A 15,597-nucleotide genomic window follows, 5' to 3' on the forward strand; every position below is an offset into this window, starting at 1 on the left:
TCAATTATTAATCTTTTATTTTTATCTAAATGATAATATTTTTTAGTATAATTATAACCTGTATAATTATTATTCATAGTTCTCCTTTTTTTAAATGGGGGGAGCTTTTTTTTATATAAAAAAAGTGCCCCCCATTTAAAATTTTATTACTTTTTTAAAAATTTTAAATGTGTTGCACTTAGAAATAGAATTTGGGAAAATAAAAAAAAACTTTGTTTTATTTTTTTTTAATGTATAATAAATGCAATAGTAACCATAGCGAAGGGGAACACCTGATACCATTCCGAACTCAGTAGTTAAGCCCTTTTGCGCCGAAAATACCTGAAATATGGGAAGATAGGAAGTTGCTAGTTTTTTTTTATCTTTTTTTTAAAAACTTAAATAATAATATACATAAAAATAAAATTTAAATTTATATTATTTTAAAAATTAATTCATCATTTTCATCAAATGAAAATTGTAATTTAGTTATTAAATTTTCTTTTTGATTATCTTTTATTTTTTCTATATTATTAAATATAAAATATACCAAAACATCAATGAAAATTTTTTCAAATTCAGCAATAAGACCCCTTGCTCCAAATTCGTGATTAAAACCTTTTCTTACTTGAGTAAATAAAGTAATTAAATCGTTTTCACTGCTTTGAGATAAAACTATATTTTTTTCTTTTTTAAGTAATTTATTCATTTTACCTAATTGATTAAATATTATTTCTTTTATAATTTCATCCTTCATAATAAAGTTAAAAGGAATAATATTTTTATCACCAATTCTATTTAAAATTTCAGGTCTTCCTAATGTTTCTTTAAAATATTTATTTATTTCACTTTTAAATTTATTTCTAATTGTATTTTCATCCACATTTTTATCTTTAGCTAAATATAATGTTTCTTTCACTCCTATATTAGAAGTAAAAATAATAAAAGTTTCTGAAAAATCAATTAATTCTCCTTTTGATGAAGTGAGCCTACCATCTTCTAATATTTGTAAAAATTTATCTAAAATTTTTCCATGAGCTTTTTCTATTTCGTCGAATAATAAAATAGAAAAAGGTTTTTGTTTAATAGCGTTAGTTAGTTGACCGCCACTTTCATAACCTACATAACCTGGGGGAGAACCTATTAATTTTTGATCGCTATGTTCATGATTATATTCACTCATATCAAATCTAATTAGTGAGTTTTGATCACCAAAAATAAATTCTGCTAATGCTTTAGATAATTCGGTTTTACCTGTACCGGTTGGACCTGTAAAAAATAAAATTCCTTTTGGCTTTTTCTTATTTTCAAAAGAACTAGAATCTGATAGTCCAACAAATGATCTAATTAATGTTTTTTCTGTTTCATTTATTGCAAAGTCTTGGCCTTTTACTCTTTTTTTAATTTCTTCTTTAAAAAATTTAATTTTGTTTTGATCAATTTTTTCTCACTCCGATTCTTTTTTATCAAACAAAATATTTCTATATAACTCTTTAAAATTTTTAAATGAATTTTTTTTATTTAAGACTTTTATTAATTGTAATATTCCCCGAAATGAAAAATCATTTGTTAACATTATTGCTTCATCAAATTCTTTTTTTTCTTTTACCATTTTTTCTTCAAAATGATCGTTAAATTTTGAAAGATTAACTTCAAAAAAAGCTTTTCTTTCTTCACGATTAGGAAAAGAAATTGTATGATATGCAATTTCGACATTATTTTCAAAAATCAAATTATTTAAAGCATCACTATTTTTACATAATAAAATCAATTTGTAATTATTTTTAATATAATCATTTGCTTTATAATCACTTATTTCGATAAATGTTGAAATTAAATTAGCTATAAAAGTTGGATTAGTTTCTTTTAAAAGTAAATCACTTAAATTCAAAATTATTGCTACTTGTTTATCGGTTTTAATATCTTCAGATTTTAAAGTATTAATATAATTAATAATCTCGTTAATATATTGTTCTATTGGTATAGAAAGATTGTTTTCTCCATCTTCATCTTCAAATTCATCATCATCTTCTCTGATTACATCACTATTTTCCCTTATTATATCTTTTGATGAATTTTGATCTAATAAATCTTTAGTTAGATCTATCACTCCTTTTCCAGGGATAAAAGTTTCTATTTTTTTAAAATCAAATTCTTTTAAAACTAAACCAATAAATTGTTTTAAATTAATGAAATATTGACTAGGAAATTCAACATTTTTTAATCTCGAATCATTTAAATATCTTAAATAAATTAAATCGTCAATATTTCCAGAAACAATTGTGATATTTTTATAAAAAATTTTATCAATTAATTTTTTAGTTGAATTATAAAATGACATATTATTTATCCTTTATTTTTAATGCTTGAGCTTTCTGTTTTTGTGTGCTAATTCCAATTTCTCTAGTAATTTTAAAATTAGAGATTTTATAACCATTAATTTCTAAATCATTAATAAGTTTTTTCGTTGTTTTCTCGCATGCATGTCCAATATAATTTCCTAACTTATATGAAATTTCCATATTACCTTTAATATTTATTTGAACTTTATTATTGTTTTTATTAACAAGATAAAAAGTTTTTACAATATTAAAATTATTTTTATCAAATTTTAAACTCGGTTTTTTGTATTGCTTAAATCCTTCAATTTTATTTAAAGATTTAAGAATATTTTTAGATAAATCATCAATTTTTTTAATTTCAATAATTTTAGAATCTAAATAAGCAATAGTATCAGATAACTCTTGCACTGTGCTTAAATTGAGAATTTTATTTTTTAAAACGTATCTTATTTCATCAGATAAAATATTTAAAGAATCAATATAATTAATAACACTATCATGAAAATTTTCTAATTCTTTTTCACTTATAATTATATGTCTTATATTTTCAATTTCTTTTTCTAATGATTCTTTATTTATGATTGCATTGGCTTTTTTTAATTTAGAAATTGCTTTAGTGGTTAAATAGCCATATTTAGCTATATATTCAAGATAATTGACATTTGATTGTTCTTCATTTCTTTCTAAATCTTGAATAATCATTTTATGTCAATTAATATTAGAAACTTCTTTTGAAAGAGTATCAATTTCTCTTAAAATTTCAAATGCTCTAGATTGTGTATATTCACCAATACTTTCGCTTATTTTATTTTCTAATTTTTGTTTTTTTTCAAGCAATTCATTTTTAGTAATTTGATCAAAATTTGAATTTTGTATTATTTCTTCTAACCTTTCAATTATATTATTACAAACTATAATTGAAGAATTTGAATGATCTATCGAAAAAGAAACGCTATGACTCATTCTAAACTCCTTTATTTTCTATATATTTTTTTAATTCATTGAATTTATCTTTTATTTTTAAAAATTCTTTTTTATTCATTGTTTCTATTTTATTTTGTTTATCACCAACATGCGCAATGTCATTTCTTCATTTTTTCAATTCTTTGGCTAAATTTTCAAAATATTTATCTCATTTTTTTTCTTTTAATTTTTCATAAAAATTATCTTTAGAATTTGACATGTCCAAAATTTTTTCTAAATAATGGTTTATATCGGTGCTCAATTCTAATATTTGAGTTTTTAATTTTCTTTTGCTGTTTAAAATAAGATCTTCAATTTTTTCTAAATTCTCATTTAATTCACTAATATCAAAACATTTTTCTTTTTTTCATTTATTAATAATTTTTATATAAGAGCTTTTTATATTTTCCAAATCTTCAATATCCGTTTTAGTAGAAAAATCAAGTTTTTTTAAATCATTTTCAAAATAATTTAATTTATTTCAAAATTTAAAAATTGGTTTTATTGATTTATATTTAAAAATTTCACAAATTTCAGAATATACTTTTTCATTTTCGCCTGTAAAATTAAAATTTGTTAATTTATTTATTGATATATTATTTAGATTATTAATTGAAAAATGTTTTAACGTTTCAATTCCAATATTTTTAATAGATAAATCTTTGTTAGTTAAAATTTTTTCTAATACATATAAGTTTTCATCTTTAAATAAAAAATTAAATATTTTTAATTTATCTAGCTCTTTCAATTTTGCTATTAATCAATAAAAATTATTTTCATCTAAAAACTGTTCCAGGTTTGCATTTTCAAGGTTTTTAATTAAAAAATTTAAAACTTTTGTTTGAAATTCAATGTTTAACTGATTGAAAAAATTTTCAAATTCTTTAGTAAAGTAAATTTTTCAGTTTTCATCATTTAAAAAAGTATTTATATTTTCATTATTATTAATTTCTTTAAAAACTGTAATATTAAATAATTTGAAATCAAATTTTTTATCATTTTCATCTTTATAAATAACATTTGTTTCTTTTTTTATTTTAATTTCATAAAAAGTATTTTTATAAAAACTTAAATCGAAATATTTTTTTATAAATTGTTTTGTTATTTCAAAATTTTTTAACAATGTTTCGAATTTATCATCGTTTATTTCTCAAAAATAAATAAATTCATTATTAATTGAGTTAATTTCTTTTAAATCATTAAACTTGTTTTTTTTAAATACTTGATTTTGAAAAGAAGAGTAAAAATATTGTTCAATTAAATTATTTTTATTTAGAAATTTAAAATATTCATATTGATCTTTATCATCATTTTTTAAATGCAAAATATTTTTATTTTCTTCAAAACTTATTAAAAAATCAAAATCTTTTTTATCTAAAAAAATATTTTGTGAAACATTTTTAATTAAACTTATTTCTTCATTTTCATTTTTATTTAAAACATTTAATAAATTTTCACTAAAATTTGTTTCAATGTCTTGAATTTTATTTTTATCATTTTTATAACTATTAATTAATTTATCTTCAAAATAATTATTATATGTTCCGTTATAAAAATTTTCAAAAATTTCTTTTATTTCATTATTTAATTGAATATCTTTTTTTTCCTTATTAAAATATTTGGAATTTTTGTTAAAAATTAAATCTTCATAATATCAAATAGTTATATTTTTAGTTTCATTTTGAAAACTTTTAAATATAAATTTTTTTAAGTTTTTCTCTAAATTAGGATGGATTTCAAAATCTCCTTTTAAAAAATTTTTTAAATTTTTATTATTTTTGTTATATTTTTTTTCTTTTTCTTTATTAGATAATAATAAGTTTTTTTCTTCATATAAAGAAAATATTCTATTTTCTAAAAATTTTTTAAATTTTGAATTTAAATTAAACGCATTTTGCAGCGAATCAATTAGTTTTTGATCTTTAGGAAATTTTTTATTATCAATAAAAAAATCCAAAATCAAAAGATCTAATTCTTCAATATCTTTTAATTTACTTAATTTTATTTCTAATTGATTTTCAGCATAAGGAACAACGAATTCAATTTTTATTTTTTTATTCATTTCAATCACCAGCTTCTTCAATTTGGTTTGAATATTTATTTATAAATTTTTCATATATTTTGCAAACTAATGGAGTTTCTAAAGAATTTCTATTAATATTAGAATTTGAATAATATTCAAAATCTCCTATTAAAAATAAAAATTTCTTTACTCTCGAAATAGCTACATTAACTCTTTCATTGGTTTTTAAAAAGTCTAAATTTCTTTTCAAACCTAAATCTTTAATTGCATTATTTTCATATTTATTTTTCGCTCTAACAAAATCTACTATAATAATTTCTTTTTCTCTTCCTTGAAAATTATCAATAGTATCCACTTTTATTTTAAGCCTTGATAATTCTTCATCCTTGTTTATTAAATGTTTAATAATTAAAACTTGATTTCTAGTTAATGTAATAACTCCTATTTTGTTAGTAAGATCGATTTCTTTATTATTCTCTTTAAATTTATACAATAGTTTAATAATAATATAAGCGTTATATTCATTAAACTGTCCTGAATTAGTAATTTTATCTTTTATATCAAAAGCAATTGATTTATTTTGATCAAAAGTAGCAGATTCATCAAGCTTTTCAATTTTTTTATTTTTTAAAAATTGAAAATATTCATCATTAAATCTATCAGTAGATATTAAAATAGGGCTATTTTCATATTTTTTACTATTAAAACTTGAAAAAGTAAAATTATTTTTTACCTTATTCCTTTCATCTTTGGGTTCTTCTAATTTTTCGTCATTATCATAAAATAAATTAACAAATTCCATTATTTCATTTGTAAAACGATGTTGAACTTTCAAATATTCATATGACATATTTTTTACATTTTCTGTTTTCATTTTTTTTACTTGTTCAACAAAAAATGATTTTTTATATAGTTTATCAACTTCATTTATTTTTTGTTTTAAATCTTTTAGTTTAGATTCCATTGATTCTTCATCATCGTAATCTTCATTATGGTCATAGCTAAATTCATCAACGTAATCTTCTGTGTAATCTTCGTTTTCATAATTATTTAAAGAATCTAGATTTTTATCATTTTTTTGATTAAAAATTTTACCTATTAATTCATCACTTAAATCTTTGCTAGGAGGTAACTGTTTATAATCACCAGAAAAAATTATTTTTTTAGCCATTATTATTCTTGATAATATTTCAGGGGTAGAAGATTTTGAAATTTCATCAAAAATGATTGTGTCTATTGGATAGTCAAAAAATAAATCTCTTGTTGATGATAAAATATCTATTTGCGTTTTCGAAGTGGTAGTAATACCAAAAACATTAATAAGATTATTTTCAAAAATATATTTTTTAAATTCTTTATCTTTTTCAATAAATATATTTTCATACAAATTAGTCTTTGAATGATTATTATTTTTTTGTTTTAAATATTCACTATAAATTGAAATATCATTATTTTTTAAATTACTTAAAAATTGTTTTTTATCTAAATCATTTAATTTTTCTCAAATTGAAAATAAATTTATTAAATCAAGATTTTCATTTATTTTAGTATAAATTTCATCTAACATATCTGAGATAACTCTGTTCCTTACAATCGGAGATAAACTTTTTGATTCTTCTAATTCTTCAGTATTTAAAATTTTAAAATTTTTATTAAATTCTTCAATTTCTTCTAAATTAAATAAATTATTACTATTTTTAGATTTATTATCAAAAGATTCTTTTAAGTTATTATAGAAATTATACATATTGGAAATTTTCATTTTGTTTAATTTTAATTTTTTAGTTAAATCATACAATTCATTCACTTTATTTTCGTTAAATTTTGAAATATAAAAATTACTTATTTTTTCAACAAAATTTGTATATAAATGCTCTTCATCAAAAATAGTTTTTTTATTTTTTTTATAATTTTTATTGTTATTAAAAGATGAATTGAATTTATATAAAATAATTTTAGGATCGTCTGGATTCATTTCATTTATACGATCTAAAAAATTTTCTATAGCTTCATGTGTTGAAGATGTAATTAAAATATTTTCATTATTTTTACTTATTGAATGCTCTGCAATTGCGCAAATTGTTTGTGTTTTTCCTGTTCCTGGCGGACCTTGAAGATAAAAAACATCTTGTGTTGCAATAAATTTTATAAGCGAATCTTTTTGTTTTTGATTTAATTTGTATTTTTCTAAAATTTTTGATTCATCTAATTGCTTTTTTGCTATTTCTAAATTTTCTGAATTTAATTTTTTAAATTCGGATAATGATTTTAATAAATAAGGATTTTTGTATTGGCCAAATTTTATACTTTGAAAAGCATCGTCATACCTATATATTTTTATTTTGGTTCCTGTTTCATCATTATTTAAATATGGAAAATTAGAAATATTAAATTTATCAAAATTTAAATCTAAAGAAATAGAAACCTCATTATTATTATTTTCTGAATTTTTATTGTTATTTATTTTGTCAATTTCTACATTTCAGTAAATTTGTTTTATTTCATTTTTTTTATCACTTATATAAGTATTTACTTTTTCATATATTTCTTTCTGTTTTTTAAAATTTGGAATTTCTATATTTTCTATATATGAAATTTGTTTGTTATTAGCTGAAATCTTTGTTTGGATTTTTTTTTCTTCTCTTTTAAGTTTTTCCAATTCTTGTTTATTTTTTTTATTTTCTGTTTCAAGTTTTTTTAATTTTTCTTCATTATTTTGAATTTCTTTTACTATTTCTTCAATTTTGCTTTTTAAATCTAAAATATTTTTTTCTAAAACTGAAATTTTATTTTTTATTTCAAAATTATTTATTTCTTCTTTAGTTTTTTTTGAAGAATTTTTACTATTTAATTTTTCTATTTCTTTTTTGAAATTATAAATATTTTTTTCAAATGATGTTTTTTCATTTTTAAAGTCATTTATTTCATTTTGGATAATTTCTATTTCTTCAAAAGTTTTATATTCAATTTCTTTAATTTCATCTATTTTGTTTTGATTCTCTTTTTTTTCATTTTCTAATAAATCATTATTGTTTTTAATTTCATTTATTTCATTATCTTTTTCATTTATTTGATCATCTTTTTGTTTAATATATTTGTTTAAAATATCATTTTTAAAATCATCAACTTTTTTATACCAATTAAAATTTTTATTCTTAAATTCTATTTGAATTTTTTTATCAAAATCTTTTGCGTCATAAATATAAAATTTTTTAATATTCATGATATCTTCTTTATTGGTTCTATTATTTGGAGATAAAACGATAAATTTTTCATTATTAGCAATTAATTCATTAATTTCATGTTTTACTAAATTATTATTTAAAGTAAAAATAATTTCATTAAATGATTTTTTATTATTAAAATAATTTCTGCTTTTTTCTATCAATTTAAATCATTCTTCAATTTTTAAATTTGCTTGAAAATGCTCATCTTTTCAATTAACAGTTTTATTGATTTTGTTTAAAATATTTAAAAATGTTTTATACTTATTTACTAATGTTGGCTCTAATCTATCTTTCCTTTTTATTGAAGAAACAGATATCTTTTCAAATTTAATTTTTTCGATTATTTTATTGTTATTTAATAATTGATTTAAATTCAAAAATTCAATTCTTCTAATTTTTGATATGTATTCACTTTTATCACTAAAAATGTAGCAGTCGAAAAATATAGCAGCACCATTTGTTTTTCAATTCAATTCTGGATTTTTATTTTTGGAAAATCCCACTAAAACTAAATTTTGAATCTTTATATCATTATTTAAATTATTTGAATTATTATTTTTTAATTTATTTCTAATTTCTGAACTCACAGTGTCTAAAAATAAAAGTTCATATTGTTCTAATTTTTCAAAATCAATTAAAAAATTTTCTAATGCTTCCTCAGCATTAGAATTTTCATATATATTTTCAAAAATTTTTATTTTATTTAATAAATCAATTAAAGAATATTCTTTTTCTCTTCCTCAAATTCCATTTATTTTTTTCTCTCTATATTTAAGTTCTACTTTTTTATTTCAATCTTCATTATCATATTGGAATATTAAAGTGTTATCGCTGCTCTCTCTCTCTCTCTCTCTCTGAGAGTTATATTTAACATTTTTTCCACATATACCTCTTTTCTTTTTCTCTATTTATTAAGATTTAAAATATTTTATATTAATAAATTATATTTTGATTATTATTTTTTAATAATTAATGATTCTTCATTCATTGATTCTGGTTTTTTAATATTCATATAATCTAAAATAGTAGGAGCTATGTTTGCTAATTTTCCATCTTTTAATTTTAAAGTTTTATCTGTAGTTATTAGCATAACTGGATAAGAAGTATGTTTTGTAGCGGGTTTATTATTTTCATCTTCAGTAACTTCGGCATTTCCATGATCAGCTGTTATAAACTGAATAGCATTATTTTCTTCCACCCATTGTTTTATTCTACTTAATTGTTGATCTAAAACTTCCACCGCTTTTATAGCGGAATTAAGATTCCCTGTATGCCCTACCATATCAGGATTTGCATAATTCATGATTATTAAATCAAATTCTTTAGCTCTTTCTAATAATTTATCAGTTATTTTTTCAGCCGACATTTCTGGTGCATCAGCATATGATTCTACTTTAAGTGAATCTACCATTATTCTTTCACTATTTTTATATACAACATCGACTCCACCATCCATGAAAAATGTAACATGCGCATATTTTTGAGTTTCGGCTAATCTTAGTTGTTTTAAATTAGCTTTTTCAATAACTTTTCCAATGGGTTCAGTTATTTTCATCTCTTCAAAAGCAACTTCAGTATCTAGCCCTTCATATTTCATCATTGATACAAAAACGTTAGGTTTTATTATTGTTGAGGGTTTATAATCATATAAATCGCTATTAATAATCATATGTGTTAATTGTCTAGCTCTATCAGGTCTAAAATTAAAGAAAATAACAGAATCGTGATCTTTTAAAAAATCATTTTTTAAAAGATTTTTGTTTTGTGCTGGAACTAAAAATTCATCATAAATATTTTCACTATATTGCTTTTTAATATATTCGCTTGCATTTTCAAAATAGTTATTAGACTGTCCTAAAATAGCTTTAAAAGCAATTTCATTACGATCAAACATTTTATCACGATCCATAGCATAAAATCTTCCTGCTATAGTTGCAATTTTATAATTTTCATATTTTTCTAAAACAGATTCTAATTTTTCTATTGATTTTAAAATAGATTGCGGAGCAACATCACGCCCATCACCGAAAATATGAACATTTAATTTTTTAACCCCATAATCATGCGCTGCTTTAATTAAGGTAAATAAGTGCTTTTCTAATGAATGAACGCCACCTGGCGATAAAAGCCCCATAACTTGAAGTGCGCTATTAGTTTTAATTGAATTATCAAAAGCTTTTATAAATTTAGAATTTTTAATAAAACTATCTTCTTCAACAGCTTTGTTAATAAGTGATAGCCCTGTATAAACAATTGTGCCAGCTCCTATATTTAAATGTCCAACTTCACTATTCCCCATCTGCCCTTTTGGAAGCCCTACATATTCTCCTGAGGCTTGTATTATAGAATATGGATAATTTTTAAAATATTCATCAAAAGTTGGTGTTTTAGCTTGGAGGAAAGCATTCCCTTGAATTTCATCTCTTAGCCCTAAACCATCTATCACTGTTAAAATTACTGGTTTTTTCATATTTTTCCTTTCGTTTTTAAATGTTAGTTATTCTTTCAAAATATTTATTTAAGTTACTGATAAAAGTATTGGAAAAATTTATTAAATTAAAATTTTGGCTATTTAAATTTTTTGAAATTTCTTTAAACGAAAATTCAGATAAATTATTTGTATTAACTATAAATTTTTTTAAATTAAAATCAAAAATTATCATTCCTTTTTCAAATTCTTTATCGTGATTTGGACATAATAAAAATCCGTTTTCTCCAGAAAATGCTAAATTATATGCTGTTTCTTTATTAATTTTTTTATTTTGTAAATCATGATTAATATCTGAAAATCTATAAATGTGTGAAGCTATTAAATTGTTTTCAATTTTATAATCACAAGCAAAACATTGATGTAAATTTATTTGATTGTATTTTAAATATCTTTTAAGTATATTTTTAATAAACAATGCCTGATTTCTTTTGATTACATTAATATCATTTTCATTTTTAAAATTTGAAAAATTTATTTTTTCATCATAAATTTTAAAATTTAAATTTTGAATTTCATAATTTTTTCTAATTTTATCAGTTTTTTGATTTAATGAAATAAAAAATAAATCAAATTTTTTTTATTTAACAACTGGATGATCTTTGCTGTATTTATTGTATCTGAATAATTAGCTCCATCTAATTTACCATATAAAATTATTTGTTTTATATCTTCAAATATTTTTATAAATGTTGAATTATTTCCCTTATTTTTATTCTTTATAAAATTTCTATAATCGATAAATTCATTTAAATTAGAAAATTCTATTTCATTATTTAATCATTCTATAGATTTATTTATTTTTACTGATAAATGCAATAATTGAATTAAATCTTTGATTATAGATTTTTGTTTAATAATAACTTTTTTCTCTAAATCAAAGGGATTTAATGAGATAGACAAATTGGAATTTATTTTATTTGCAAATTCTTGAGCAGTTTTACTATTTTGACTTATAAAAGTATTTCTTGATCTAATTTTTGATAAAAAAGACAACATTTGTGTGAAACATATTGTTTCATTTAATTCTTTTATGTAAATACCTTGAAATCTGTCATCTATTTTTTGAAAATTTAATTTTTCTTTTTCATTTATTTTTTCATCATAAATTAATATTTTTTGAATTTTCGAATAAATATCGAATTCGTTTATATCTTCGTTTCAATCTTTTTTTCTTAAATTAATTAAATTTTTAATTAAATTTTTTGAAATAAATATATTCAACATTAACAAAATTCCTTGCTATCTTTTTTATAATTTACACCATATCAAACTTGTATATCTTTTTTAAATAAATCATTAGCTATCCACATACTAGCAAAAGAAGGTCTTTGCAAATTCATTACGTCATAATTCAAATAATCTTTTGTAAAACACATTCTTCTTTTTAAATGAATATATTGAACCCTTTTAAATTGTTGTAATTTATCGCAAAATTTTTCAGAATTCAATGCTTGAATGCCGAAAATTAAAGCCCATGGTTTATTAAACTCTAATAATCTTTCTAAGAGTTTAAATTTATTTCTAAATGGGGGATTGGAAACAATAATATCTCATTTTCCTTTTGGTTCATATAAGTAAAAATCTTTTCCTTCATCTAAGTGAGAAGAGACTACTTTATAACCGTTTTTTTTAAAAACATTAACAAAGTTAGAATTTTTTAGATCAAAAGGGCACCAAATAATTTTGGTTTTTGGAATTTTTGCTTTATCAATAAAATATTGAATATCTTCTTTAGTTGTATATCACTCATCATCATTCGCAAATTGAAATGCTCTTTTTTTTTGTTTTATATTCTTTTCTTTTTGATCGTAATTTTTATTCATAATAAATTTAGCTCTTTACAATTTTTTCTCATTTTCTAGGATATTCTAAAGGAGTTTTTGCTTCTTTAATAAAATTAAAATTATAGTTTGTTTTTTCAAACTTGCTCTCTATTTTAAATAAAGAAAATTTTTCAATTTTTAACTTTTTAAAAATATCTTTTGATTGTTCAATTTCTTCATGTATTTTAGGTCCTTTTAAAAAAGAAAATAAACAATTTTCTTTTCCTAAAAAGTGTGAAATTTCAATAAGATTTTTTAACGAAGATACTGCTCTTGCTGTTATAAAATCAAAATATTCATGTTGTTTTGAATTTTCAGCTCTTATTTTTTTAACTTTAAAATTTAAATTAATTTCTTTTTTAACTAAGTTTAAAAAATTTACCCTTTTTTGAATTGGCTCATAAATAGTTAAATTAAAATTATTTTTTCAAATTAAGAAGGGAAGAGAGGGAAAACCTGCTCCTGCACCTATGTCTAAAAATTCTAATTTTTCTTTTTCGTTCATTGAAAAAGAATTAGAATTCATAAAAATAAGCGATTCATATATTCCTTCTTTTCATAATGTATCACCGCTAAAACCAGTTAAATTAATTTTTTGATTTTCTTGCTCAATCAAAAATACATAATGTTCAAGTTTTTCAAAAACTTGTGAATTATTGACTAAATTTTTAACTTTTTCTTTAAATGATTTCATTTTTAAATTCTGAATAAATTTCAGTTATAGAAGTATTGTTTGTAATTGCATTTATTGTTTTGGAAATAAATTTAAATAAAGAAACTATTTCTAATTTTTTATATTTAGAAGCATCAAAGTGATTATGTGTTATTGTATCAGTGATAATAACTTTATCAACTTCTTTAGCATCTTCAAACATTTGGAAACCATTTGAAAAAACACCGTGAGTTGCTGCGATAATAACTTTTTTAGCTCCATGTTCTTTAACTGTTTTAGCCGCTTTTATTATAGTTCCACCTGTATCAATAATATCATCGATAATAACAACATTTTTATCTTTAACATTACCAATAATTCCTAGAACTTCAGTTTTATTAACGCCTATTCTTCTTTTATCGATAATTGCAATTTTTATTGTATCAGCAATTAATTCTGATAAAATTCTAGCCCTTACTGCTCCACCATGATCTGGCGATACAACTGTAAATCTTTCGCTTTCTTGTTTGATTTTTTTAGCCAAAACATATTGCCCTTTTAAATCATCAACTGGAATGTTGAAAAAACCTTGAATAGAAGGATTGTGTAAATCAATTGCTATTATTCTATTAGCTCCTGCTTTTTCTAATAAATCTGCAACTAATTTAGCAGTAATCGGTTTTCTTCCATGATCTTTACGATCTTGCCTTGCGTAACCATAATATAGCATTACAATATTAATGCTTTTAACATTAGCTCTTTTTAAAGAATCGATAAAAATAAGTAATTCCATTATGTTTTCATTAGCTGGAGTATGAGTACTTGCTATAATGAAAGCATTTGAATTTCTTACAGTTTCTTCTGATCATAATAATGTTTCACCATCAGCGAAAACATCTCTATTTACTTTTAAAAGTGGTATATTAGTTTCGTTTGATATTTTTTTTGCCATTTCTATTGCATTTCTCATACCAAAAATAACATTTCTATAATTCATTTTTTCCTTTTGTTTTAAATTTAATTATTAAAATTTAAATTATAAAGCATTAATGATTAAAATTAACTTTTTTCAATTTTTTTTTGTTTTTTTTATTATACTTTTTATCAAAAACAAAAACGAAAGGACAAAATAAATTTTGTTTTAAAAAAAACAAAAAAAATATTTATGAAAAATATAAAAAAATTAGGTCAAATAAATTTAATAGTAATCACTGCTTCTTCATTATTTTCTTTAATTTTAATTATTTTTTTCTTTTTTAATTACAAGATATTTAATTTTTAATGGACTATATTATGGATCAAAAATATTTAATGTATTTATTTATATATCAAGAACACTTGAATATATATTTGGATTATTAGCAAAAATTATTGTAGTCATAATATCTTTTAAATTAGTTGTAAAAATGAAAATAATTAAAAAAAATAATCAAAATTTCAATGCTTTATTTTGATTATGAATAGTATCATTAGGTTCGATTGCTTTAGAATTATTTTCTCTTCGAATCCCAGTTGAATTTTCAATTGGAAGTCCTATTTCAATTTCATTTCCAATTTTTTATTTAATAATGGTAATTGTAAGTTTTATATTAATATTAATTTCTTCGATTTTAACAGTTTTTAAAGCTGAGAACGAAAAAAAACAACATATTCTTAATGATAAAAACAGCTGAAATAAATAATTATTCGATTTTCTTATTTACAATTTATATTTAATAATTAGTCATAATTTTATATATAAAATATTTTGAGAGAAAGACAAAAGTTAATGGATTTTATAAACCTTAATTTTAACAATGACATTATACATTATTTTTTTAAAATAAAAAACATTTTTTTAAATTTAGGAAAAACAAAATAACCAATTTAAAAATAAAATTGGCTTTTTAACTTAAATAAATAGATAAATTATATGATTTTTTAGTTTAAATTTAAAATTTTTTATTTATTTATAAAAATAAGATTTTCTTCTTCATTTCTATTAAATAATATTAATTTTTGAAATAAATTTAAACCAATTAGCGTTTTTCTTTTAGTAAATTTTTTAATAATGTTGGAAACAAATATTTCAGTTCTTGAACCTATATAAAATTTTTG

At 20.3% G+C, this 15,597-nt stretch carries 11 protein-coding genes and 1 rRNA gene; 2 read left to right on the forward strand and 10 right to left on the reverse strand.

The genetic code is table 4. From position 1 onward, the window contains the following. Window positions 1–245 precede the first annotated feature (245 nt). Window positions 246–353, forward strand: a 5S ribosomal RNA gene (gene rrf / locus T403_RS0103380). A gap of 59 nt (window positions 354–412) precedes the next feature. On the opposite strand, the gene T403_RS04620 is transcribed toward rrf, so the two are convergent. The 10 genes from T403_RS04620 to T403_RS0103430 form a co-directional block, all read right to left on the reverse strand. Continuing rightward, complete coding sequence (locus T403_RS04620; RefSeq protein ID WP_051619146.1) at window positions 413–2,320, reverse strand: AAA family ATPase; 1,908 nt, start codon at window positions 2,318–2,320, stop codon at window positions 413–415. Window position 2,321: 1 nt separating this feature from the next. Next, a complete protein-coding gene (locus T403_RS0103390; protein ID WP_033161412.1) occupies window positions 2,322–3,284 on the reverse strand; it encodes a hypothetical protein in 963 nt (320 codons plus the stop codon). Window position 3,285: 1 nt separating this feature from the next. After that, window positions 3,286–5,346 (reverse strand): hypothetical protein, encoded by a 2,061-nt coding sequence (locus T403_RS0103395; protein ID WP_033161413.1) that lies wholly within the window; start codon window positions 5,344–5,346, stop codon window positions 3,286–3,288. Continuing rightward, complete coding sequence (locus tag T403_RS04280; protein ID WP_051619147.1) at window positions 5,339–9,121, reverse strand: AAA domain-containing protein; 3,783 nt, start codon at window positions 9,119–9,121, stop codon at window positions 5,339–5,341. Before T403_RS04280 ends, T403_RS0103395 begins: the two co-directional genes overlap by 8 nt. 368 nt (window positions 9,122–9,489) lie before the next feature. Then, window positions 9,490–11,004, reverse strand: a complete 1,515-nt coding sequence (gene gpmI / locus T403_RS0103405; protein WP_033161414.1) for a 2,3-bisphosphoglycerate-independent phosphoglycerate mutase — start codon at window positions 11,002–11,004, stop codon at window positions 9,490–9,492. A gap of 16 nt (window positions 11,005–11,020) precedes the next feature. Further along, on the reverse strand, window positions 11,021–11,440 hold the full coding sequence (locus T403_RS0103410; RefSeq protein WP_033161415.1) for an HNH endonuclease signature motif containing protein: 420 nt from the start codon (window positions 11,438–11,440) through the stop codon (window positions 11,021–11,023). Between the two features lie 131 nt (window positions 11,441–11,571). Further along, window positions 11,572–12,249, reverse strand: a complete 678-nt coding sequence (locus T403_RS0103415; protein ID WP_033161416.1) for a hypothetical protein — start codon at window positions 12,247–12,249, stop codon at window positions 11,572–11,574. Further along, window positions 12,249–12,848: a hypothetical protein gene (locus T403_RS0103420; protein WP_051619148.1), complete on the reverse strand. Its 600-nt coding sequence runs from the start codon at window positions 12,846–12,848 to the stop codon at window positions 12,249–12,251. Before T403_RS0103420 ends, T403_RS0103415 begins: the two co-directional genes overlap by 1 nt. A 7-nt stretch (window positions 12,849–12,855) precedes the next feature. Further along, entirely contained in the window at window positions 12,856–13,542 is a 687-nt protein-coding gene (rsmG, locus tag T403_RS0103425; RefSeq protein ID WP_033161417.1) for a 16S rRNA (guanine(527)-N(7))-methyltransferase RsmG, read from the reverse strand. After that, the gene (locus T403_RS0103430; protein ID WP_033161418.1) at window positions 13,529–14,497 is read right to left on the reverse strand and encodes a ribose-phosphate pyrophosphokinase; all 969 of its coding nucleotides are present in this window, start codon (window positions 14,495–14,497) and stop codon (window positions 13,529–13,531) included. Before T403_RS0103430 ends, rsmG begins: the two co-directional genes overlap by 14 nt. 409 nt (window positions 14,498–14,906) lie before the next feature. On the opposite strand from T403_RS0103430, the gene T403_RS0103435 reads away from it, so the two are divergent. Beyond that, on the forward strand, window positions 14,907–15,182 hold the full coding sequence (locus tag T403_RS0103435) for a hypothetical protein (RefSeq protein ID WP_033161419.1): 276 nt from the start codon (window positions 14,907–14,909) through the stop codon (window positions 15,180–15,182). Window positions 15,183–15,597 lie beyond the last annotated feature (415 nt).

Source organism: Mycoplasma collis ATCC 35278, assembly GCF_000701825.1.
In the GTDB taxonomy this organism is placed as follows: domain Bacteria; phylum Bacillota_I; class Bacilli_A; order Mycoplasmatales; family Metamycoplasmataceae; genus Mesomycoplasma_A; species Mesomycoplasma_A collis.